The following is a 21497-nucleotide window of genomic DNA, read 5'->3' on the forward strand; positions in this document are numbered from 1 at the left end:
GAAAAGGGATCAATCATATCCATGTTTTAAATTTCTAATTGAGCAACGGTTAAACTTAAATGACAGTAATTTTTAGCCCAACCTTACCCTCTTTTGGAAAAATAGCCTTATAGCTATGTTTATTTTTTAGCGTGGGAGAATCCCATACTTCATTGTCTTCAGACCTGTAATTAAAATTAAGTTCTACCCCTGCACCTCCCCTTTTAATGACCCTTGCTATTGTAACGGCTGATGGATGATGGTAATTTGAGCCGTTGGTGGAGATAAGGTATTTATTGCAGTCAAATTTTTCAATCAGTTCTGGGCTTGTATTGTGGGCACTGGCATGATGAGAGAGTTTTACCAGATCAACCGGTGCTTTATCGTCATATAATTTATTCAGGGAATCAAGCACAACACTGGGGAATGAATCCCCGCCAAAGAAAACTGTCTTTCCTCCAAAGCTGCCCAAAAAAGCAATACTGCTGCCATTTGCCGCAGCTTTATCTTCATGAAAATCTTCATCGTTCAATGCATTTACATCTGGTAAAAGGCCAAGATGTTCTTCATCATCCTCCACATCAGGAACAGGCAATGCTCCAAAACCTGGTACCATCCCTGCATCTTTAACTTCTTTCTCCCATTTTGGTCTGAGATCTACAAGGTTTTTAATTAATGGAGAAAGCAATGTTATTGTCATGCCGCCGGGCAATTGTATTTTTGGAAGGTCTCCTGAACCTGGTATTACCACAGCTTTCTTCCCAAATGCTTTATTCCAAGTAATATTATGTTTAGTGATAGTAGCAGTGAGTCTTTCACCTTGTACTGGCCCCAATACTTCATCCTCATCTTCCGGCAGATGTTGCCAGCCGTTGAACCAGAAATCATCCACTTCAAAGGCTAGCTCTTCTTCTTCTAATAAAGACAATATACCTTCAATATGATCTCGGTCAATATGTGTAACAACGATTAACTCAAAATGCCGCTGATCTTCCGGTAAGGCTTTAATCAACTTCCTGATATCGGCTTTGGTACCGCTTGTCCCACCATCTATCAGTATACGATGGGTTTTGCTATTGTTACCATATTCTATCCAGATACAATCGCCATAACGTGCGGGCAAAAAATTAACATCAAATTTCATAGAGCAGTTGTTATTTATATTAAAATTTTATCTATCAACCGTTTGCGACGGTGTCCCATGACTGTTTTTTTGCTGGATCCTATTGAACTGATCTTACACTTTGATCTTCTTCGGTGCCCTCATTCCGGGTTCAGACGGGGAAATGCCGATAAACGTGGTGGTTTCCTGACTGAAATCGGTTACCCCAAGATAATCACCTATTCTATCGTGTGCTTTTTTGATTTCATTATCCTTTTGTTCAGAATGATACCACAGTTGCGTCAATCCTTTTTCGAGAAGGCGTAATCCCTCGGAATACACTGGTACTCCTTCTCCGGCAGCCTGCAGTAATCTTTTCCTGATCAAGTCAATATCGTTTTTTGTTTTTTCTTTTTTATTCAGCAATTGTGTAGCGTGAATAATCGCTCCATCAGGCAGCCATGGAAACCAATTGGCGAGATTATTCGCCCAGTCATGCAAACGCTCAAGCTCGCCTATTTTCAATAAAAAATAACCACCAATAGCAGCCGCGACCGGGTTAACCATTTTTTGATACAGCAATTCTTCTGCTTCTGCCGCATTACTGAGTTTCTTAGCTTGCCGTATTTTACCGCTTGTGAGCAATGCAATTAATGTTTCCGCTTTGAAATGATCCGTCGATACAGTAACATCAATCGGGTGGATCTCTTCACCCTCGCCTTCAGCTAGTTTTACCAGGCAATTTAAATCATTTCCCGGAGGCAAGCTTACATAGAGGTTTGGCATGGCTCGCCCGCTGATTTCGAGAACGCTTAGCAGATCATCTGTACGGTAAGTAAATACATTTCCATCCCTACGTATCCTCTGGCTCATAAACTGCGGAAGCAATTTCTGCTGCCACTTACCATCACTGAATTTCCATATTTTACTATTGACCAATTTTCCCGGTTCCTTGTAATACTGAATGGCCTTCATATCCGTATCCCGGATTGATTCAATTGAAAAGCTTTTATTGAGATACGCCCACTCATGCGATTCGTGCGGGCTGTTATTACCTATCTCGATCGTGATCTCTTTCCGCTTTCCTTCCTCTAGCTCAAATGTTTCATCTTTTTGTATGCCGGAACTCATAGAAAGCCTCAAAGTGTAAGTTCCTGGCTGTAAATCATTTATAATAAATTCATTTGATTCATACCATTGGCTCCATATAGACTTTAGCGACTTGTCAAATATCTCAATAAGCTTGGGTATCCTTTGAGAATCGGGCATGAACGTTGTTACTCTTACCGATACATTTCCTGGTATTTTATCTGTAGCGCTCATTTGCAAACAAGTTTTACTTTTTTGAAAGGGGGAATCAGCGAGGCCTTTTTTGTATTATTTTTAAAATTATCACCAGCCTGAAAGGTTGCACCCAGTTTATAAGTTGCCGCTTTAACATTTAATTTCCACTTATCGACCATTGGTATACGACTGAGTGTACCCGTTTCAACATCTATATCTTCTACACAAGTCAGTCCCGCAAGTGCTAAAGCTTCATCAGGGGTACAGGAAACTTCCAACCATGCGATCGGGGCATCTTTTCTTTTAATGATATCGGTTGGAACGCCACAAGCTATTTGGCAACGTTGTTTAAAAGATTGCTTGCTGTTAATTAATTCAAGCAACATGTGAATATTGGTGCACAACCCACTGGTCTCTATCAACCAATCATCATTTTCATCCTGCCTTGCCACAAGCCCGTCAAGTCCGCTAATCACTGCCTGTACAAAATAGGTCGGCTGGTTTTTTTTTCCATAAGCGCTTTGGCCCGAGGCTGTCGCTTTCAGCGTGAGGTGATTTTTACTTTCCTCAGGGTTAAATAAGGAAGGATTTTCGATTGGTGGTACTGTCAAGTCACTTTCTAGCATTCTGAGAGTAACCTGTCTGCAGGCATCCACCAGGAAGATCGGTGTTTTGGCTTTACAGGAATAAAAAGCGTCACGTGTGTCATCAAAATTAAAAGCTCCCAACCAGGGATTCTGTGGTATTGCGCCAAAATCATCCGCCAGCAGAAAGTGATATTTTTTTTGAAATCCATGCCCGCAATAATAAAACAGGGCCACATTATCTTCATCCTGATCACACCTTGCCTTCCACGAAAAATACGCTTTATGAATATTTGCCAGGCTAGCATTCTCGATATTTAAACCTGGTAACACAGGCGCGGAACCAGGTGGCGGACTAAGTAAAATTTCTATGCTACCCAACTTCTTGCTCCATACATTTTTGGTATTATACTCAACCATCTTTTCGTACAAAGACACAACAGAAGCCATTGGTGAAGTAAGCTGGCCTAGGTCCTCTAATTCAGGAAATTGCTGCTTAACGCTGGTGCCTCCTTTTAGAAACGGATAACCACCTACACCAATCATTAGTACATGTGTTTTAGCACCTGCTTCGCCGGCATTAAATTCTTGTATCATAGTTGTTGCTTCTAAATGTGTTCTAGGTAGATGGGATTGTTTACCGTGTCAATGCATTACTTAAAGCTTTGCTTGTATAGCCAGAATGGGTCTTCGTTAAATCGTTCCCAATCTTTCAGAAGCATTTCCAGCAGTAAAGTAGTGTCTTGGTCGAAAACTTGTTTTGATGAGTCGTTCTGAACGGGTTCTGTTACCGACGGTACCAGCAGCGCACGCTCCCGAACCTTTATCAGGTGTTTGATCAAATTATAACAAAGGGTAAACTGCCCGGTCGCAACAACAGCAGCTTTTTCGTCATTACCCCGGCTATGTTCATCAAACCATAATGTAGTTGCTACCAAACGCGCTTTTTCTGCTACTTGGATGATTTTATTCGATGATTCCAGCACCGTTTTGCCGCTCAAAGATTCCCTCCCGGCCAAAGTATTACCGTTTTCCTTTTCCGAATGCTCCTCTCTATTCCGGGCATTCTGTTTAACCAGGCTCAAATCATAAATTGCATTGGTTACGACGATATTGCGGAATTTGTCGTCGGAAAACAACTTGCTGTAATAATGCGCCCGGATCTGTCTTAAATAGACATCCGACGTAATCATGAAAACCGATTTGAGCCTGGCTTCTATCATCTGCGAGATCAACCCAAGGCGCAGCTTTAAAAAATATTTTACATAGCGAAAAAAAATAATACCCCACGTACTCTTGGTTTGATGCACATTCTCTTTGGCAGCCTTCGCTTGAAACCTTGAATACAGATTAATGGAAAATGCAGCCAGGAGCGGGAGTAATACCAGTGTCAAATTTGGCTTCCAGCCGTAAAAAACCAGTCCCAAAATCGTAATAGGAAAAAGTCCCGCCAGTAAAAACAGAAACCGTTGTATAAACCTGACAGAAAAATTATTTAAAAATGTTTTCTTCTGCATGGGCAACGTAAAAGCGTCCATCAGATAACTGGTCACATCACAGATCAGGATCATATCAAACGGTTCCCGTTTATTTTCCACCCTGCGTTGATTAGCAAGCAGTATGCTGTCAGTGGCCTGGTTGTCGGCGATACCTCCGTCAAGCAATCCAAAGCGCTTGGGATTGGATTTAAAATCCTTATCCTTGAACAAATCCTCTGGGTTATCTCGGGTCGAAAACGGGTTTTCCCGGTAGTTAATCGCACCTGTAAGTGTTTTTGCATCAAGCTGGGCGTGAGTGAAGTCCTCTGGAAATAGCATAGGCTCAAATCCACCTGGAAAACAAGATGATGCAGCCAGCATATCTGATAATCTGACCTTGCCAAAGATCTCAGAGGTACCGGTCTTGAAGTGGATATAGCTGTTCCCTATTTTACCCTTGCTTATGGATTCATCCGGATGTTGCGATTGGAACCTGAAACTTAGTCCGTTTGCCAGCTCGGTCGAATTCACGCAAATTTCCTCTATATGAGTAGACTTCAATTCTGAATTCAAAATATCGAGATGCTGTCCGGGAAATATCAATTCATTATATGCCATGGAGAAGGCGTTGATCAAATTGCGGCTTTTCTCCGGATGGTTTTTCCATATCCCATCGTTATCCAAAAGTTCGAAAGCCTTGGTAATCACCCGCTCACCTTCCAGTGTTTCAAGTAGCAGATGGTAGATCTCATGGAATGAAGTTCCGCTGCAAATTCCTGCCGCATATGCGAGATTGGCAATGCTACCGCCGGAAGTAGAACCAATGAATTTAACCCTTTCCAGCAGAGAGGTATCCCCTGATTTAAGTTGATTGAGGTAAGCAATTGCTCCGAGGGAAAATGCCGCAGCACGAAATCCGCCTCCGGACATAGCAAGAGCTATATTTTTCATTGTGATGGTCGAGGGTTGCAGAGTCGTTAGCTACCGGAAATTCGCCATTATTTCTGTCTCATAAAACTATTTCGAGATATTATGATTAAACGGTAAAAACCGAGGATTCTGGTAAAAAATCTTATCGCAGGACATCATAAATCGAGATCCATCCTAAATTGTGTAAGTAATAGCTGATTGGTCACTCATGGGTTATTTCTTCGTTGCCGAGAGGTTCTTTGCATTAGATCCAAAATATAGGCCGACGAGTTGAAATGAATTCTATTAGTGATTAGTCCAATCTGGAAAAAACTTCATGTCAAAAGGGTCTGCTTCCAATTCCTTTAATTTTTAGAGGAGCCACTTTTGATAATCGGCGCTCCTGAATGAATTTTTGAAGTGAGGAGCAAAAATCGTTCAAGCCTCTTCTTGAAATATTAACAAGACAAAGTACCGAGAAATTAAATGTCGATTCCATCGCTACTATCGCATTTTTATATGTTATTTTGAACAATTAATACATTTATGTGCCGAAATGGTAATACATAACAGATGAAACCCCTTGTTCAAAAATTGCCTTTAGACAGTAGCACCTCATTTGTGGCCCGTTCCTACATGACCCCGTTTTTCGAAACGCCCTGGCACCAGCACGAGGAATATGAACTGCTGATTGAAGCGGTCGGGAGCGGGTCTGCATTTGTTGGTGACCATATCGGAGAGTACAGCGCAGGAGATGTGTTTTTGTTGGGTAAAAATCTGCCCCATTGGTTCAGAAAAAAAGAACCTGATATGATTTGCAGCGCCATCGTCGTGCAGTTCCGGGAGGATATTTTTGGAGAAAACTTTCTAATGCTTCCCGAAATGCAACTGATCAGGAAGACGCTCAGTCAAGCTAATCAAGGCATTGTTTTGAAAGGAGAACTTAGGGAAACAGTCGGACAGACCCTTCGAAGGATCGAATCGCTCTCCGGGTTTACGCAACTATCCGCACTGCTGGACTGCCTGCACCAGATCAGCATATCGGATCAAATCAGCTATCTGACACAGTCAGCCATTATGAATTTCTCCAAGCAGGACCAGGACCGCATCCACAAGGTCTTTGAATACACGATGCAAAATTTTCAGAAAAAGATCCTGCTCGAAGATGTCGCCAGTCTTACCCATCAAAGTGTCTCCGCATTCAGTCACTATTTCAAGAAAAGTACCAAGAAAAATTACATTCAATTCCTGACCGAAATACGGATTTCCCACGCCTGCAAACTGCTTGTCACGACGGAGAAGTCCATCACAGAAATTTGCTACGAGAGCGGATTTCACAACTGGTCCAATTTCAGCAAGCATTTCAATAAGATCGTGCGACAGTCTCCTATGAAATACAGAAAAGAATACATGCAGACAGCTGGGAAAAATAAGCTCGGCGAAGGATCAGCTAACATTTGATTTCGCACTAATCACCCAGATCTGCCTGCGGTACATCGATTACACCACGCTCGAAACTTTGGACGTAGCCGTTTTATACAATTCACCCACCTTTTGCATCGATTTGGCCAGTTTCTCTTTTGAAGCCGCCTGATTTTTCCAAACCTCCATCAAACGGTCCGTAATCTGCCTGCCGGTAGTTTGCTCAATTTCAAAAACCCAGTCATTGAACCCCAGGTCATAATACATTTGTCCTTTGATGGTATCTTCCGGCTGCCTCAAATAGAAGAAAAGTGTTTTATTCGCTGCCGCGATAATGGGTGAATGGCATTCGAAGCTCAGTACCGAAAACGCTTTTTCATACACTGATGCTGCTTCATCGGGCAGCCAGTACCCGCGTTTGATCACAAATGGTTTTACATCGTCCGGAAGCGGATTAATGAGCAATTCATCCATAATTTCTACCTGATAGGTCATTTCAGGACAAACGAGCACTTTGTTTCCGGTTTCCCGCACCCAGGCAATAATGGCTTCCCGTAGCTTGGCGTGATCCGCCTCCTTGTATTTTTCATTCGTTTCTTCGACCTTTTTGATCCGCTCCTCCGACCACCCCGAACGGCTGGCAAATTTATAATAAGGCGTATATCGTAGTCGGGGAATCGCGCAAATGAACTTCCCGGGCGTCAAACCCGCGGAAGCCAGAAACGCATCCGCTTTTTGTTTGTTCGCAATGTTAAGATAAAATGTCGCGTCCGGAGCAAATCCGATATGGTCTCCGGCAATGCCGTTTTCTTTCAAAACACCGATGGAAGCAGTTTCCCGGGTATAGATGAAGCTTGCTTTTTCGAGAAGCGTTTTCAGTTTGGGATTGATTTGCTGGATCGTCGTGCCGAAAACGCCATACGGTTTGCCCGTGGCTTTCACCCAGGCTTCCAGGTTCACCTGGCCGACAATGCTCGGGCCAGAACCGTGAAGCATGAAGTCATTGGTTTTGAAAGCTTCGGTAACCTCCGGGTTATTGACGTTCAAAGCCTCGTCCACATCCCCGTAGATGATTTTCACTTTTGGAAAATTTTTGTTCAGCATGGCTTTCACATCCTCGCCCCGGCTGCGTTTCCAGAGTGTAACCTCCACCTCGGGCAGGTAAGTCTCCAAAATATGCAGCAAACCGGGTGTATGGGTAATGTCGCCAATGTTCACATCCTGCCAACCCGATACGACCAGGATTTTTTTTGTCTTAGCCAATGCCGCGGCCATCGCGGGGTGAATTAAAAAAAGGCCCGAAGCGGATACTGCACCCAGCTGCTGGAGAAATTTTTTTCTGTCCATTTGAATATTGAATTGAATGTTTTTTAACTAACTTTTTAATGTTGGATGTCGTCAGAATAGCAATAAAATGCCGCTCAATAACCTGGATTTTGTTCCAGCGTAGCGGAAAAATTCGCGTCAATTGCGGATTGCGGAATTGGGAACAGTTCATGTTTTTCGAGGATGGAATTCCGTGTTGAGGCCCTGATACTGTATTTTTTTACCCGCTCCACCAACTTACCCATTCTGGAAAGTGTCCGGCGACGCTGCTCTTCTACGATCAATTCCCGGGCGCGTTCGTCCAGCAGATAGTCGATTGTCATTTCACTTGCCAGTGCTGGCTTGGCCTTCGCGCGGTTACGTACCATGTTGATATCGGCTGCCGCATTGACCTGTTCTCCTTTACGAATGTACGCTTCGGCACGCAATAGGTAGGTTTCCGCCAGCCGCATCACCGGATAGTCTTTGAATGTTTTGCCATAAGTATTGTCGGTAGTTTGTCCCACTTTCCCTTCGATTTTTCGGATAGTAGGATATATTGATTGCATCGTATCAATTTCACCAGTTAGCTTTCCAACGAGTTTCCCGAAATAGGAAGATGTCGGATTGGTGTATTTATAGTTTCGCCTGATGTTATACGGAGAGTTCCGGATATCAGTCGAGAAATTATCTTTCCATATATCATAAATAAAATAATTGGTAGGCCTGATCCAGCCCACGCCCCTGCCCATCGAATCCACCAGTACCATGCCAGATTTGCCAGCCGGATCTTTAAGATTAGCATAAAAAGGCCCCCAGGCCCTTAGCCAGTGATTTCCTCCCGCGCCCCCATTCGTTTCGCCATAAATGCTGGATACCGGCCTGCCGCCAGGAGTCTGGTCCTCGATCTGCAAAGCGTAGATTGTTTCCAGGTTTCCGGAACTCCGGTTGATGTTTTTATCTTTAAATAAATCTGAAAAAACATCGCCGGGAAGATCTTTATCGCTCCCGAACCTTGTAGTCATTAACTGATAAGTCCCCGACGAAATAACCTTTGTGGCACTTTCGATCGCCTTGTCATATTCTCCCAAATTGATAAAAACTTCGGTCAGCAAATGTTCAGCCGCGGCCTTCACAATCCTCCCTTCCTTACTCTTGTCAACGGTGGCCGGGAGCCATTGCGAGGCAAAGAGCAGGTCATTGGCAGCTGATTGGTAAACTTCTTTTCGGGTGTTGCGCACAAAGTCCGTTTTGGGCCCGGAGAATATTTGCTCCACAATGGGCACGCCGCCGAACAAATTGGCCAGCAGGTTATGGGTGTACGCCCGGAAAAATTTTGCTTCCGCAATCACCGCATTCTTTTCCGCGTCGCTTGCCCAAATTGCGGTATTTTCAGGTTTTTCGGCATAGGTAATAATCGTATTGGCCCTGGATAGCATTCTGGTGTAAGCCCAGTCCCAGTAATACTGCGCTCCCTGGTAGGTGGGTGTGAGCGTTACATTGTAATCCACAAAATTATAGGTGGTCAAGGCGGGCGTACCCACATCGGTTCCCATATTCATAGTCACCTGCGCATGCAACCCATCCAAACCGGCGAATTCTTCCCGGGCGGCAACATGCAAGGCGGTAATGTAGCTTTCAAATCCGGGCTTGGTAGTCAGTACCGCGTCCGGATTCAGCTGGGCGACCGGGACTTCGGTTAAGAAATCATCCTTGCAGGAGCTTCCTGAAAAAACCAGCCAGAGTGCTAGTATCCCAATGTAAAATCTTTTGTATATGTAAATTTTCATGATATCAGAAGTTAAAAGCTTAGGTTTAAACCCATGGTAATGGTACGCGGCGTGGGATAGAAGTTACCCTGCGTATTGTAACCGCTTTCGGGGTCCGGTCCGAGCCAATCCGTAAAAGTCAGCAGGTTTCTTCCGCTTGCATAAATCCTTAAACTCCCCACATGCAGCCTGTTAAGCAGTGTTTTGGGAAAATCATAAGATAAGGACACATCCTGTAACCGCACAAAATTCCGGCTCATGTAATAGTTGTGCCCCAGCGGATTGGTGTAGCTCATGCCCGGTCGCGTCGCAGACTTATTTTCCGGCGTCCACCAACCCGCGTCGATCATGTTTGCAGGGCGCTCCGGATAGTTGCCGGCACCGGTCGGCGCATTGCGGATGTCGAGTACGCTCAGCGACTGGATCCAGCCTTCCATTGCATTGACAAACACAGACAAGTTCAGATTGCCATACCGGAAATTGTTTGTCACTCCCCACCGGACTTTGGGTTGAAGCTGCCCCACAATCTTCCGGTCATTGGCGGCATCAAACTTCCCGTCCCCATTCAAATCCTTAACCCTCACCCAGCCCGGCTTGTAACTCGTGGTGGGAAAAGCATCGCCGTCCTGGTAAATTCCATCAAACAGATAGTCGTATGCAATGCTTACCGGCTTGCCGATAAACCAGCGGTTTCCAAGATCATCGTCTTCCTTGCCGTCGCCATTGGTATCGCTGTTGTAGATATGCACGATCTTGTTCTTATTGCCCGAAAACACCACATTACTACTCCACTCAAACTTGGCCCCGCGCAGATTAATGGTATTGAGTGTCAGTTCAAAACCTTTGTTATTGGTGGCCCCAAGGTTGGTCAGCACCGATTTGAAACCGGTTGTAGTCGGCAATGCGCGGCTCAGGATCAGGTCGCGTGTATTCATATTGTAATATTCCACCGTTCCGCCAATGCGTCCTTTGAGTAGTTCGAAATCCAATGCAACGTTCGACGATAGGGTCGTTTCCCATTTCAGGTCGGTATTGGCCATATTGGATGTGTAGATACCCGTCGAAGTGGAGCCGCCGTCGCCGAAAACGTATTGGCTGGTCCCGGATAAGGCAAGCGATTGATAGGGACTTATGGCCTGATTGCCTACCGACCCATAGGATACCCTGAATTTGAGCAAATCAATGGCGGAAATCTGTTTGATAAATGGTTCTTCAGACATGACCCAGGCCAATGCGCCAGAGGGAAAAGTGGCGTATTTGTTGTTGGCAGCAAACACCGAACTCCCATCACGCCTCACTGTAAACGTTGCAAGATAGCGCTCTTTAAAACGATAGTTGAACCGGGCCATGGACGAAATCCCATCGGATGCTGCACCGTCCGACCGGCTGATCTGCACTTGTCCGAGATTCAGGTTGTTCCAGTCCAGCGCATCATTGGCCAGCGGCGAAGCGCTCGCGCTAGTGGATTCCCAGCCCATATGGTTGCGTCCGTACAGCAGCGTTACGTCCAGGCTGTTATTATCGTTGATCTGGCGATTGTAGGTCAGGATGTTTTCGACCACCCAATCGTAATCCTGGCGGTTCACCTTACTGGCGCTGGTGGTGTTGACGAGTGGGCGCTTACTATCCTGCCGGTTGAAATTATAATTGTGTGACCATCTGAGATTAGGCGAGAAATTAAGACGATAACTCAATCCCTTGATAAATGGAATGTCGGCCACGGCAAAAAAATTGGAAAACAAATTCTGGTTGATTTCTTCATTCCTGTTCAGCAACCCGGCCATCGGATTGCCAATGAGCTGATCCTCTGGAACCGGAAATTGCGTTGGCTGCGTTTTGGCGTCATCATGGTAAAGCTTGCCGTATGGACTGGTCCAATAAGCGTTGTAAACGCTTGCCTCCTGCCCGGACAGATTTCGGTTGATGTAGGTGGCGTTGACGCCGATTTTCAGCCAGTCCGTAATCTGATTGTCTACATTCACCCGGAACGAAGTCCTGATCGAGTTATCATTGTAGATCAATCCCTTTTCTTTCACAAATGCTGCTGATAAATAATAAGCGGTTTTGGCAGACCTTCCTGATAAGCTCAGGTCATAGGACTGAATGCCCGCATCTTGTGAAATTTCCTTCCAGGGATCAATCGTCTTCCCGTCCCGGTAGTTTTGAGCTTCCGTGGAGGTAAGGTAGCTTTCGATCTTCGCGGGATCGGCTTCCAGGCCGGTCTGGCTTCTCAGGTCGAGCGTTTTCTGGACGTATCGTTCAGGCGTAAGCAGCTTCATTTTATAACTCCAGTCTGAAACGCCGTAATAGGAGTTGAAGCGGATCGTTGGTTTTTCCGTTTTGCCCATTCTTGATGTGATCAATACCACTCCATTGGCGGCGCGTGATCCGTAGATCGCCGCGGCCGACGCGTCTTTAAGCACTTCCATCGACTCGATGTCATTTGGGTTAATGTCGGCCAGACTGCCGTTAAAGAAAATGCCATCCAAAACGATCAATGGATTATTGCCTGCCGAAATCGACCGCTGCCCCCTGACCAGGATGCTCCCGCCCTGCCCCGGACGACCATTGTCAATAAACTGCACACCGGCAACGCGGCCCCTGAGCGCTTGTGAAACATTGGTCGTAGGCAGGTTTTCAATGGTTTTCATATTAACCTTGGACACCGACCCGGTCACATTTCTGCGTGACTGCGCGCCATAACCGATCACGACCACTTCTTCAAGCGACTTCAAATCAGGCTTTAAGGTCATATTCAACTCGCTTAAACTTCCAACGGCGGCCTCTTGCGTGGCATACCCGACAAACGAGAAAACAAGGATTGCCGAATTATCCGGTACTGTTAGCTTATACCTGCCAGCGGCATCGGTTGTGGTTCCCGATTGGCTGCCCTTCACCAGAACGCTTACACCGGGCAACCCTGCGCCCGTTTCATCCGCGACAGTTCCCGTGACCTGCTGCTCGATAACAGGTGGATTGTCCGCGTTAGCGCCGTTTAGGCCCGTTTCGTTCTGCGGGCTTAGGACAATGCGGTTGCCAACGACCCTGAACTGAATGGCAAGCGGGGTCAGCAGTAAATTCAAAATTTCTTGTAAAGGCTGGTTAGTAACCTGGATCGACGTATGCCGTTGGGCTTGTATCGCACGGGGACTATACATAAACCGGATGTGCGCATCATTTTCAATCTTAGTTAAAATCGATTTAACCTCCTCATCCTGCATCCTGAGTGTCAATCGCCTTTCCAGCAATTCCTGGCCATAGGCATCCGATGCATAAGCAATGCTTGCGCACACGATCAGAAAGAAGAACTGGGTCAATGAGATTTTCACGATTTTAAGACATAGGTCACGTATTCGTAAATGACTTTCCATACTTTTGATTGTTTTTGTATGATTTGAAGATTAGGCAAAAACTTCCTTTTCAGCTGTTTGCAGCAGCATGATGCGAAGGGACTTTCCGGGCCGGCAGTGGGACAAGCACAGCCGGCCTTTTTGTGTATTATTTGGTTTGTTTCAGCATAGAATAGGGTTTAGATGATTGCACTTATTTACATCCTTGCGCGTCGAGGATGATCTGCCCGTCGACGATCTGGTATTTTGCACGGATTGTTTCACAAATCAAATCCAGCTTTTCAAATAATGGCTCATCGCCCAATGATGCATTCAAATTGCAGTTTTGAAGCAGTTGCTTGTCGAAAATGATTTCCACGCCATAGGCCTTTTCAAGTTGATCGAACACATCGGGAATGGATGTTTCGGAGAACTCAAACTTTTCAACCGGAGCTTTCGCATCCAGGATTACCGGCTTTTCGACAAGGGTTTTGACCAATTTGTCAGCTGATTTCGTAAACACCGCCTTTTGATTTGGCGTCAGCACCAGATGCTCAGCAGGCATTGCGTAGCGGTTTCCGGCCGTTTCACGAAAAACGGTCACTTTTCCGGTCCTGACAGACACCGATACCTCCGGGTCCGTAGGGTTAGCGCTGATCCGGAAACTGGTCCCCAGGACCCGCGTCACCAGACTGCCGCTGACCACCAGGAACGGTTTATCAGGATTTCTTTGAATGTCAAAAAATGCCTCGCCGGTTAGAAAGACCGTTCTGTCTTTCTTCCCAAAATCCTCGTCCACCGTAAGTTTTCCGCCTTTTTCCAGGGTTACGACGCTACCGTCGGCTAAATGGATGGTTTTGATATCCGCGGTTTTGGTTTCGGAGAGCACTATCCCTTGATCCGGTTTAGCATTTTGTCTGTTCACACCAAATATTCCCCAGCCCAGGCCGCATACCAGCAGCAACATCGCCGCAACGCGGAACCAGGATTGCTGATAAATAGGAGTTACTTTGCGCCTGGTCGTTTGACTAAATATCCGTTCAAGACCAGCGTCGACGACCTCGGAGGAAAGTGGCTGATCATCCATTTGCAGTGCGATCACCATTGCTTTTGCTTGCCTTATTAACTCATTCTTTTCGGGATTGAGTATCAGCCAATTCTCCCAAAACGAATCTACCAGATCCAGTTCACCGAGCACCCAGCTCCGAAAGTACGGATCCTGAACAAAGTCTTCGGCCAGAAATTCTTTGTAATTTTTCATATATAAATTAAAACTTACCCAAGTCTTATAGGTAATGAGGCAACTCGCTGGTTGCAATACTGGAAAAAAGGGAGAAATTTTTAGAAATAAATGAAAAGGCCAGTTAGCAGGGCCAGAAGCCAGTTTTTTCTGAGTAAGCGAAGCGATTCGTAAACAAGATTTACGGCAGACTGGTGATTGATGGACATGATTTCCGCGATTTCATCATAACCCATCGACTGATTAAAGCGCAGGTAAATCGCTTCGCGCTGTCTTTTGGTGAGCGTGCCCAGGTGGTATCGGAGCTTATTGAGGTTTTCGTGCTCGGTCTCGTGTTCTATCAGGTGCGTTTCAATGTTAAACTGACTTTCAAAATCAAGTTCGTCATCGAGTTTGGTAGCGAAGTTGAACCAGGTACTGCGCTTTTGTTCGCGAAAAAGCCGGCGGCGGTAGGCTAGCAACAAATAAGACTTTACAACCTGAACATCATCCAGTCCCAAACGCCGGTTCCACAGGTCTATAAAAAAATCCTGCAGGCAATCCTGTGCGAAATCCTGATCACGGACAAGGCGGATCCCATATTTGAGCAGTATTGGATAAAATCGGGTGACCCATCGCCTCAAAAGCCATGTTGTCGCCTTTTTTGAAGTCCTGCCAAAGCAAATGATCCCCTGCCAGATCGGCGGAAACGAGAGGAAGTTCCTTGTGATTGATATCCTTCGGCATTGGCATACCGCAAAAGTATATTGCTTATGCATATTTATAAACTTATTGATTAAAAATTGTATTGGATAAAGGACTTTGCGTCAAAATCAGCTTCATAACCTTGCATGAATGCTATTTGAAAAAACACGATTCCGCAAATGGTACACACATCTCAGTGCGGTAACATACATGTCGATCCCCGTAAAATATCCGGGAACTTCCCGATGGATTTCCATAAATTGCCTTTTTAACCAAACACCTCTCCGCATGGCGCATACTACCTCCAACCCGAAGATCCACGAAGGGCGCAATCTCAAGCGATTCAGAGAAATGCTCTCGATCAAACAAGATCATCTCGCCTTCGAGCTCGGCGAAGACTGGAACCAGCAAAAAATCTCTCTACTTGAACAAAGAGAAAAGATCGATTCTGACATATTGGAACAAGTTGCGGCTATTTTGAAGATACCGGCTGAGGCAATCCGGAATTTTGATGAACAACAGGCAATCAACATTATCTCAAATACATTCCAGCAATTTCATGACCAATCAAGTGGCGTGAATTTGCAGCCTACTTACAATGTAAATCCGATCGAAAAATGGATAGAAGCTTTGGAGGAAAATAAACGTTTGAATGCAGAACTGCTGAAAGCAAAGGATGATCAGATAAAATTGTTGGAAAGGCTGATTGGGGATCGTTAGTGGTATTATCTTCATTCCGATACTGAATCATTTGAAACTATAACACCGATGAGCGAATCTGACACTCCCGCAACGTCTTTGATACAAGATGTTGTGCAAATTTTACAGCTAGCCCGACAGAAGGCTTATAGTGCAGTAAATAGTGAAATGGTAATAGCCTATTGGAAAATGGGAAAGCGGATCGTGCAGGAAGAACAGCATGGAGAGCAAAAAGCTGCCTATGGAGAGGCAATCTTGAAAACGCTGTCCATTGCACTCACTGCTGAATTAGGGAAGGGTTTTTCCTATGCCAATATTCGTAATTTCAGACAATTTTTTCTTACCTATCCTGATGAGGTAATGTGCTACGCAGTGTGTAGCAAATTGTCGTGGAGCCACAACCGGCTGATTATGAGAATAGAAAACTCAGATGCACGGGCTTATTATCTCAAAGAATGTGCCAATCAAACGTGGAGCACGCGAACATTGGAGCGCAATATTAATTCCTTGTATTATCAGCGTTTACTTTCTTCGCAAACCAAGTCAGACGTCTCGATTCACGATCAAGACTCTGACAAAATTCCCGCAAATGAATTCATTAAAGACCCCTGCGTTTTCGAATTCCTGAATATTCCAGAACCGGTAAATGCATTGGAGCAAGACATTGAAAAGGCTTTAATCGGAAACTTGCAACAATTCTTACTTGAATTAGGAAAAGGATTTTCATTTGTAGGAAGACAATTCAGGATTAGTACAGAAACAAGTCATTTCTACATTGACCTGGTTTTCTACAATTACCTTCTTAAATGTTTTGTTCTTTTCGATTTAAAAACAGGCAAGCTTACACACCAGGACACCGGGCAAATGGATATGTATATCCGAATGTTCGATGATCTGAAAAAGCAAGATGATGACAATCCTACAATAGGAATTATTCTTTGCACTGAAAAAGACAAAACTGTTGTGAAGTATAGCATTCTGAATGATAGCAAGCAGCTATTTGCTACTAAATATATGCTTTATCTGCCGACAGCGGAAGAGTTGATTGCGGAGATTGAGCGTGAGAAAAGGCTTATTAAAACGCAGTTGAATGAAAATGCTTCTCGATAAATTCAATGAAATATCATAGTTGTAGCTCTGATATACACTGCTGCTGATTGCTACAACGTCCAGCCCAAATTGCAGAAATACCGTTTTTAGCTCCCGTCTTCTTGTCTGGGTGCTGTAATATTGTTTGCAATTCCCCAATTGTAAATATTTTCTAAAATTGGCATAAAAGATTTCCCAATTTGTGTCAAACTGTATTCCGTCCGTGGCGGGATTTCGTTATAATCTTTTTTATCCACCCACTTGCTTTGCATCAATTCTTTTAATTGCTGGATAAGCATCTTCTCGGAAATATTAGGAATTGCCTTCCTGATTTCATTGTACCGCAACGACCCATTTTTAAGCTGCCAAAGGATAACTATTTTCCATCGTCCACCAATGGCAAGCATGGTAGAAGTAATAGGGCAGTTAATCGTGATTGCCTTTTCGTTGACGTGATTGGTTGAATTTGTCTTTCTCATTTTATACTTACCAAATTGTATGTACTTCCTTTTTAGGCAGTAAATATATTGGCTTCTACCTTTGTTTCCTAGTAATCAAAAAGCAAAAAAATGATAACGAAAAATTTGAAGGACAAAACCATCATTATCGTTGGTGGCAGTTCGGGCATTGGGTTGTCTGTTGCCAATCTGCTGGCTCTATCACTTTTACCGGTGGTGTTTCTACCGATAGACCGATCACAGGGGCCTGGGTTTCTGGCTTAGCTACGGCTTCTGCGGAGCAATTAGCAAAAGTATTGGTTATGGAATTTCCAACGATTCGTTTTAATGCCGTTGCACCTGGCAATACAGATACACCCATGTGGGATGGTATTATGGGAGAAAATAAAATCGGAATATTAGCAAATGTAGCTGAAAGACTACCTTTTAAAAAAATAGCTTCCGCTGACGAAGTTGCCTCAGCCGCAGTCTTTTTAATGTCAAATGCTTCTATTACTGGCGAAGTAATCCATGTTGATGGTGGTTCAAGATTAATCTAATAACTAACAAAATCTATAAAAATGAGAAACATAATTTCCGCACTCACAGCAATTTTATTTTCAACTGTCGCCATCGCGCAAAGTGGTTTAATAGTTGGTGAAAAGGCACCAGATTTTACAAGAAAAATGGTGATTTCTTAGTGAAGCTTTCTGCATTTATCATTGGGCAAGATGACAAAATTTCATATAGGTATTTTAATTCAAACCCTTATTCAGACCCAAATAGTAATAATCGGCTATCCGTAAATGAATTGTTAGAAAATTTATAAATCATTTAATAAAAATAAAAAATGACAGAACAACAAATCGCAACAGCATTAGACGAATTAGTGTCTTTGGTTGCAGAAGGAAAACCAATGGAAGCCTTTGAAAAATTTTACCACGAAAACCTGGAAAAAACAGATTTGGATGGAATAACACATCAAGGCAAGACTGTAAATGAAAAAATCGGGCTTGACTTATTATCCAAAGTAACCGCAGTCCGGGACTTCACGGCTGTCGGAAAAATTATAAAGGGCAACCGTAGTTTTCTGGTTTGGTCGCTGGATTTTGACCACGCTAATAATGGTGCTATTAAAGTAACCCAAGTCGCTATTCAAGATTGGGAAGATGGTAAAATTATCCGTGAAAGGTTCATCGCCTGATACATAAAGTTTGTTTAAAAGGCAAGAAACAAAGCGTGACATCCATGCGCAACGTTTTCGTAATCCGGAAAGAATATCAATCGCAATAATCCTGGACTTTTCAAGTCAAAATCGGTTTCACCGCTTGATATTCACATTGTAGTCGACGTTTTCGGGCAGCTTATCTTCCAAAGCCACTAGGTATAAACAGGCTCATTCATCCGATTACCGTTTCTGGCCGATAATTTTAAAGTAATGGGCAGCCCCGGTTACACCAGTTTCGGGACATGCAGCAGGTGCGTCCCAGGTCCTTGTGTATTTTTGCGGGACGGCTCAGATTGGCTGTCCTGCTAATAATAAAATGGCGGTCACTGTACTTTTTTGAAACCGATTTTTGAAAATGGGTTTCAATGCAATTCATTTCAAAAGGGGGGGCAGAAACTCTCCGTCCGGCAGTGAAGAAAGACCGTCACGGTTGCCAGCAACACCGACGAAGCGCTCGACGTGACAAACGTCCCCGGTGCGACATTTCCCAGGGCGCCGACATGGTGGTAGGGTAATCCTGGACATGCTTCACGTCCCGGCCTCTTTCCAGAGGCGTTTTCAAACGTTTAGCATTGCCTACCGAAACCCCAAAAGTTTCTCCTCCCAAAGCATGAAGTCGTTCAATGGCCCGGGTTGCAACCTTCATAATGTAATACCTGATACTTTGTGTTTTATTGGTAGAAGCCTAAGCGACTTCGTTTTCATTCGTAGCGTAACCCTACTTATTTCCTGCTCAATAACCTTTCTATTTCTTCCAGGGATTGCCCCTTCGTTTCAGGTACCCGTGTCCTGACGAATAGAAAGTAAGCAAGACAAATTAGAGCATGGATCAAAAATGTTGCCGACAAACCAAAATACTTGTTCATCACCGGAAAAAGGGAAGTAGTGAAAAAATTGGCGATCCATAAAGCCAGGGTTGCCATTGCCAATGCATTGCCACGGATCCGGTTAGGAAAGATCTCCGACAATGCCACCCAGGTAACGGGGCCCAGTGTAGCGGAATAAATGGCAATGAATGCAAGGACGAAAATCAGCACCCAAATGCCTGGTAACTGCAAATAAAAGGCAGTCGACAGTGCCAGCGCATCTATAAAAAGTAAAAATGACCCGTATTGAAGCAATTTTTTCCGGCCCGCACGGTCGATCGTGGCAATGGCGATGAAGGTGAATATAAAATTAATGACCCCGATGATAATGGACTGTAAAAACGCGGAATCCTGCGCCATACCAGCCTTTTTGAAAAGTTCAGGCGCGTAGGAAAACAGCGAGTTCTGCCCAACGGCCTGGGAACATACGGCGATCACAATGCCGATGAAGACAATATGCCAGACGTCCTTTTTGAACAGGTCAGAAACCTTTGCAACTGACTTTTCTGCAAAACTGAGTGTAATCTGATCCGACTCCGCCCTGGCATAGTTTGCCCCTCCGATCCGCGCCAGGATCTGGTCTGCTTCCGTATTTCTCCCTTTCCCAATAAGCCAGCGCGGACTTTCGGACACAAAAAACAAGCCAAAAAAGAAAAACAATGAAGGCGCGGATTGAGAAGAAAACATCCAGCGCCAGTTATTTTCACCCGTATTAAGCAGCAGATAATTAGACAGATAGGCTAATAAAATGCCAATCACAATGGATAGTTGGTAAAACGACACCATCCGGCCGCGCATGGCAGAAGGCGAAATTTCGGCTACATACATCGGGCAAACCAGCGCAGCTGCACCGACCGCCACTCCACTCAGCATCCTGAAAAACACAAAAAGTGGAAACGAACCAGCCCAACCAGTACCTGCACCGGTTAATGCAAAAAGTACAGCACAAAGCATCAGCAACTTCTTTCGCCCCAGCGTTTCGCTCAGCTTACCCCCAATCACAGCGCCGATCGCAGCACCAAGATTAATGCAGCCCACCGCCCAACCCGTTTCAAGCTCACTAAGCCGAAAATGGTCGGCAAAAAATGAAACAGTACCGGAAATGATCACCAGATCGAACCCAAACAACAACCCACCCAAAGCCGCAATGGTACTGATGAGGTAGACGTAACCCTTGTTGATTTCGTAGTTGCCGGTACTCACATCACGCCCGGTCGTTATTGTAACTGCCATAGTAGCTCACTTCAAAGATACATCCCCCTCCTTACTCAGAAAATCTGCTCCATCCTCGACTAAGCCAGCAGTATCCCAGGTGAGCAGTGCTTCGTCCGGTACGATCTCAATCGGTGTGATGCTTGCCGACGATGAAGAGGATTCATTGTAACCAATGTTTGTAGATCGATTGTAACACGATATCATTGACCAGCGTGGATTGTCGGATAGGTTGGCTTCGGAACGGTGCAGGATGTTGCTATGAAAAAACAGCACATCACCGGCTTTGAGCTCCACATACACCCGCTCCATGGTTTGCAATGCAAGATCCACATAACGTTGCGAAGCACCTACCTGTTCTCCCGAAAAGCCATGCTCCACCCTACCCATTTTGTGAGATCCCTTAATGACCTGCAGGCAGCCATTTTCCTCATTGGCGTCAGTGATTGCAAACATTACGGACATCATCTGGTCGGGCAGCAGGAATTCGTTTTTATACCAATACCCATAATCCTGGTGCCATTCCCACGCCCCGCCCACCTTGGGTTCTTTCTGCATCAATTTGGAATGGTAATGACATACCGAATGCTGCTCATTTCCTGGCTGGCTGTCCAATAACTGGTCGACAGCGGCAACTAATGTCTCGCCACGAGTCAGTAATCCATACACATCATCGCCGGGTTTGTACCAAAGCGAGAGCTTGCTGCGCTTGCCCGCGCTATCGTTTACATTGATCGCGTGCTTGCTGATCGCGCTGTCGTCAATAGCAATGGAATACAATTTGGCAACTTCATCAGCATTGTAAAATCCCCTGACGATCAGATAGCCATCTATGTTGTACTGTTCAATCTGGTCGGTAGTCAATGTTTGCTTTGGCATGT

18 protein-coding genes are annotated in these 21497 nt (G+C 44.8%); 5 read left to right on the forward strand and 13 right to left on the reverse strand.

Annotated elements, in window-relative coordinates:
• Window positions 1–55: 55 nt before the first annotated feature.
• From FHS68_RS18415 to FHS68_RS18430, 4 genes are all read right to left on the reverse strand, one after another.
• Window positions 56–1123, reverse strand: a complete 1068-nt coding sequence (locus FHS68_RS18415; protein ID WP_167272971.1) for an MBL fold metallo-hydrolase — start codon at window positions 1121–1123, stop codon at window positions 56–58.
• A gap of 93 nt (window positions 1124–1216) precedes the next feature.
• The gene (locus FHS68_RS18420; protein ID WP_167272972.1) at window positions 1217–2404 is read right to left on the reverse strand and encodes a hypothetical protein; all 1188 of its coding nucleotides are present in this window, start codon (window positions 2402–2404) and stop codon (window positions 1217–1219) included.
• Window positions 2401–3546: a caspase family protein gene (locus FHS68_RS18425; RefSeq protein ID WP_167272975.1), complete on the reverse strand. Its 1146-nt coding sequence runs from the start codon at window positions 3544–3546 to the stop codon at window positions 2401–2403. The genes FHS68_RS18420 and FHS68_RS18425 overlap by 4 nt, the downstream gene beginning before the upstream one ends.
• Window positions 3547–3602: 56 nt before the next feature.
• Window positions 3603–5378, reverse strand: a complete 1776-nt coding sequence (locus tag FHS68_RS18430; RefSeq protein ID WP_167272978.1) for a patatin-like phospholipase family protein — start codon at window positions 5376–5378, stop codon at window positions 3603–3605.
• A 552-nt stretch (window positions 5379–5930) separates the two neighbouring features.
• Here FHS68_RS18430 and FHS68_RS18435 point away from each other — a divergent pair.
• On the forward strand, window positions 5931–6797 hold the full coding sequence (locus FHS68_RS18435) for an AraC family transcriptional regulator (RefSeq protein ID WP_229211953.1): 867 nt from the start codon (window positions 5931–5933) through the stop codon (window positions 6795–6797).
• Window positions 6798–6836: 39 nt separating this feature from the next.
• Here the strand turns inward: FHS68_RS18435 and FHS68_RS18440 are convergent, their stop codons facing one another.
• From FHS68_RS18440 to FHS68_RS18460, 5 genes are all read right to left on the reverse strand, one after another.
• On the reverse strand, window positions 6837–8105 hold the full coding sequence (locus tag FHS68_RS18440) for a polysaccharide pyruvyl transferase family protein (RefSeq protein ID WP_167272983.1): 1269 nt from the start codon (window positions 8103–8105) through the stop codon (window positions 6837–6839).
• A 74-nt stretch (window positions 8106–8179) separates the two neighbouring features.
• Entirely contained in the window at window positions 8180–9853 is a 1674-nt protein-coding gene (locus FHS68_RS18445; protein WP_167272986.1) for a RagB/SusD family nutrient uptake outer membrane protein, read from the reverse strand.
• A gap of 11 nt (window positions 9854–9864) precedes the next feature.
• Window positions 9865–13203 carry a TonB-dependent receptor gene (locus FHS68_RS18450; protein WP_167272988.1) on the reverse strand — a complete coding sequence of 1113 codons (3339 nt, stop codon included), beginning with the start codon at window positions 13201–13203 and terminating at the stop codon, window positions 9865–9867.
• 172 nt (window positions 13204–13375) lie between these two features.
• On the reverse strand, window positions 13376–14422 hold the full coding sequence (locus FHS68_RS18455; RefSeq protein WP_167272990.1) for a FecR family protein: 1047 nt from the start codon (window positions 14420–14422) through the stop codon (window positions 13376–13378).
• Window positions 14423–14502: 80 nt separating this feature from the next.
• Window positions 14503–15159, reverse strand: a complete 657-nt coding sequence (locus FHS68_RS18460) for an RNA polymerase sigma factor (RefSeq protein ID WP_167272993.1) — start codon at window positions 15157–15159, stop codon at window positions 14503–14505.
• Window positions 15160–15373: 214 nt separating this feature from the next.
• On the opposite strand from FHS68_RS18460, the gene FHS68_RS18465 reads away from it, so the two are divergent.
• Both FHS68_RS18465 and FHS68_RS18470 read left to right on the forward strand, forming a co-directional pair.
• Window positions 15374–15805, forward strand: coding sequence for a helix-turn-helix domain-containing protein (locus FHS68_RS18465; RefSeq protein WP_167272996.1), 432 nt, complete (start codon window positions 15374–15376; stop codon window positions 15803–15805).
• 48 nt (window positions 15806–15853) lie between these two features.
• On the forward strand, window positions 15854–16894 hold the full coding sequence (locus tag FHS68_RS18470) for a PDDEXK nuclease domain-containing protein (RefSeq protein ID WP_167272999.1): 1041 nt from the start codon (window positions 15854–15856) through the stop codon (window positions 16892–16894).
• A gap of 86 nt (window positions 16895–16980) precedes the next feature.
• Here FHS68_RS18470 and FHS68_RS18475 read toward each other — a convergent pair whose 3' ends face one another.
• The gene (locus FHS68_RS18475; protein ID WP_167273002.1) at window positions 16981–17352 is read right to left on the reverse strand and encodes a winged helix-turn-helix transcriptional regulator; all 372 of its coding nucleotides are present in this window, start codon (window positions 17350–17352) and stop codon (window positions 16981–16983) included.
• On the opposite strand from FHS68_RS18475, the gene FHS68_RS18480 reads away from it, so the two are divergent.
• Together FHS68_RS18480 and FHS68_RS18485 are read left to right on the forward strand one after the other, a co-directional pair.
• Complete coding sequence (locus FHS68_RS18480) at window positions 17340–17870, forward strand: SDR family oxidoreductase (protein ID WP_167273005.1); 531 nt, start codon at window positions 17340–17342, stop codon at window positions 17868–17870. The genes FHS68_RS18475 and FHS68_RS18480 overlap by 13 nt on opposite strands.
• Before the next feature lie 290 nt (window positions 17871–18160).
• Window positions 18161–18514, forward strand: coding sequence for a SnoaL-like domain-containing protein (locus tag FHS68_RS18485; RefSeq protein WP_167273008.1), 354 nt, complete (start codon window positions 18161–18163; stop codon window positions 18512–18514).
• A gap of 448 nt (window positions 18515–18962) precedes the next feature.
• On the opposite strand, the gene FHS68_RS26690 is transcribed toward FHS68_RS18485, so the two are convergent.
• From FHS68_RS26690 to FHS68_RS18500, 3 genes are all read right to left on the reverse strand, one after another.
• Entirely contained in the window at window positions 18963–19184 is a 222-nt protein-coding gene (locus FHS68_RS26690) for a hypothetical protein (RefSeq protein ID WP_208408348.1), read from the reverse strand.
• A gap of 76 nt (window positions 19185–19260) precedes the next feature.
• A complete protein-coding gene (locus FHS68_RS18495; protein ID WP_167273011.1) occupies window positions 19261–20637 on the reverse strand; it encodes a sugar porter family MFS transporter in 1377 nt (458 codons plus the stop codon).
• Between the two features lie 6 nt (window positions 20638–20643).
• On the reverse strand, window positions 20644–21495 hold the full coding sequence (locus FHS68_RS18500; protein WP_167273014.1) for a phytanoyl-CoA dioxygenase family protein: 852 nt from the start codon (window positions 21493–21495) through the stop codon (window positions 20644–20646).
• Window positions 21496–21497: the final 2 nt, after the last annotated feature.

This window comes from Dyadobacter arcticus, assembly GCF_011762185.1.
GTDB lineage: Bacteria > Bacteroidota > Bacteroidia > Cytophagales > Spirosomataceae > Dyadobacter > Dyadobacter arcticus.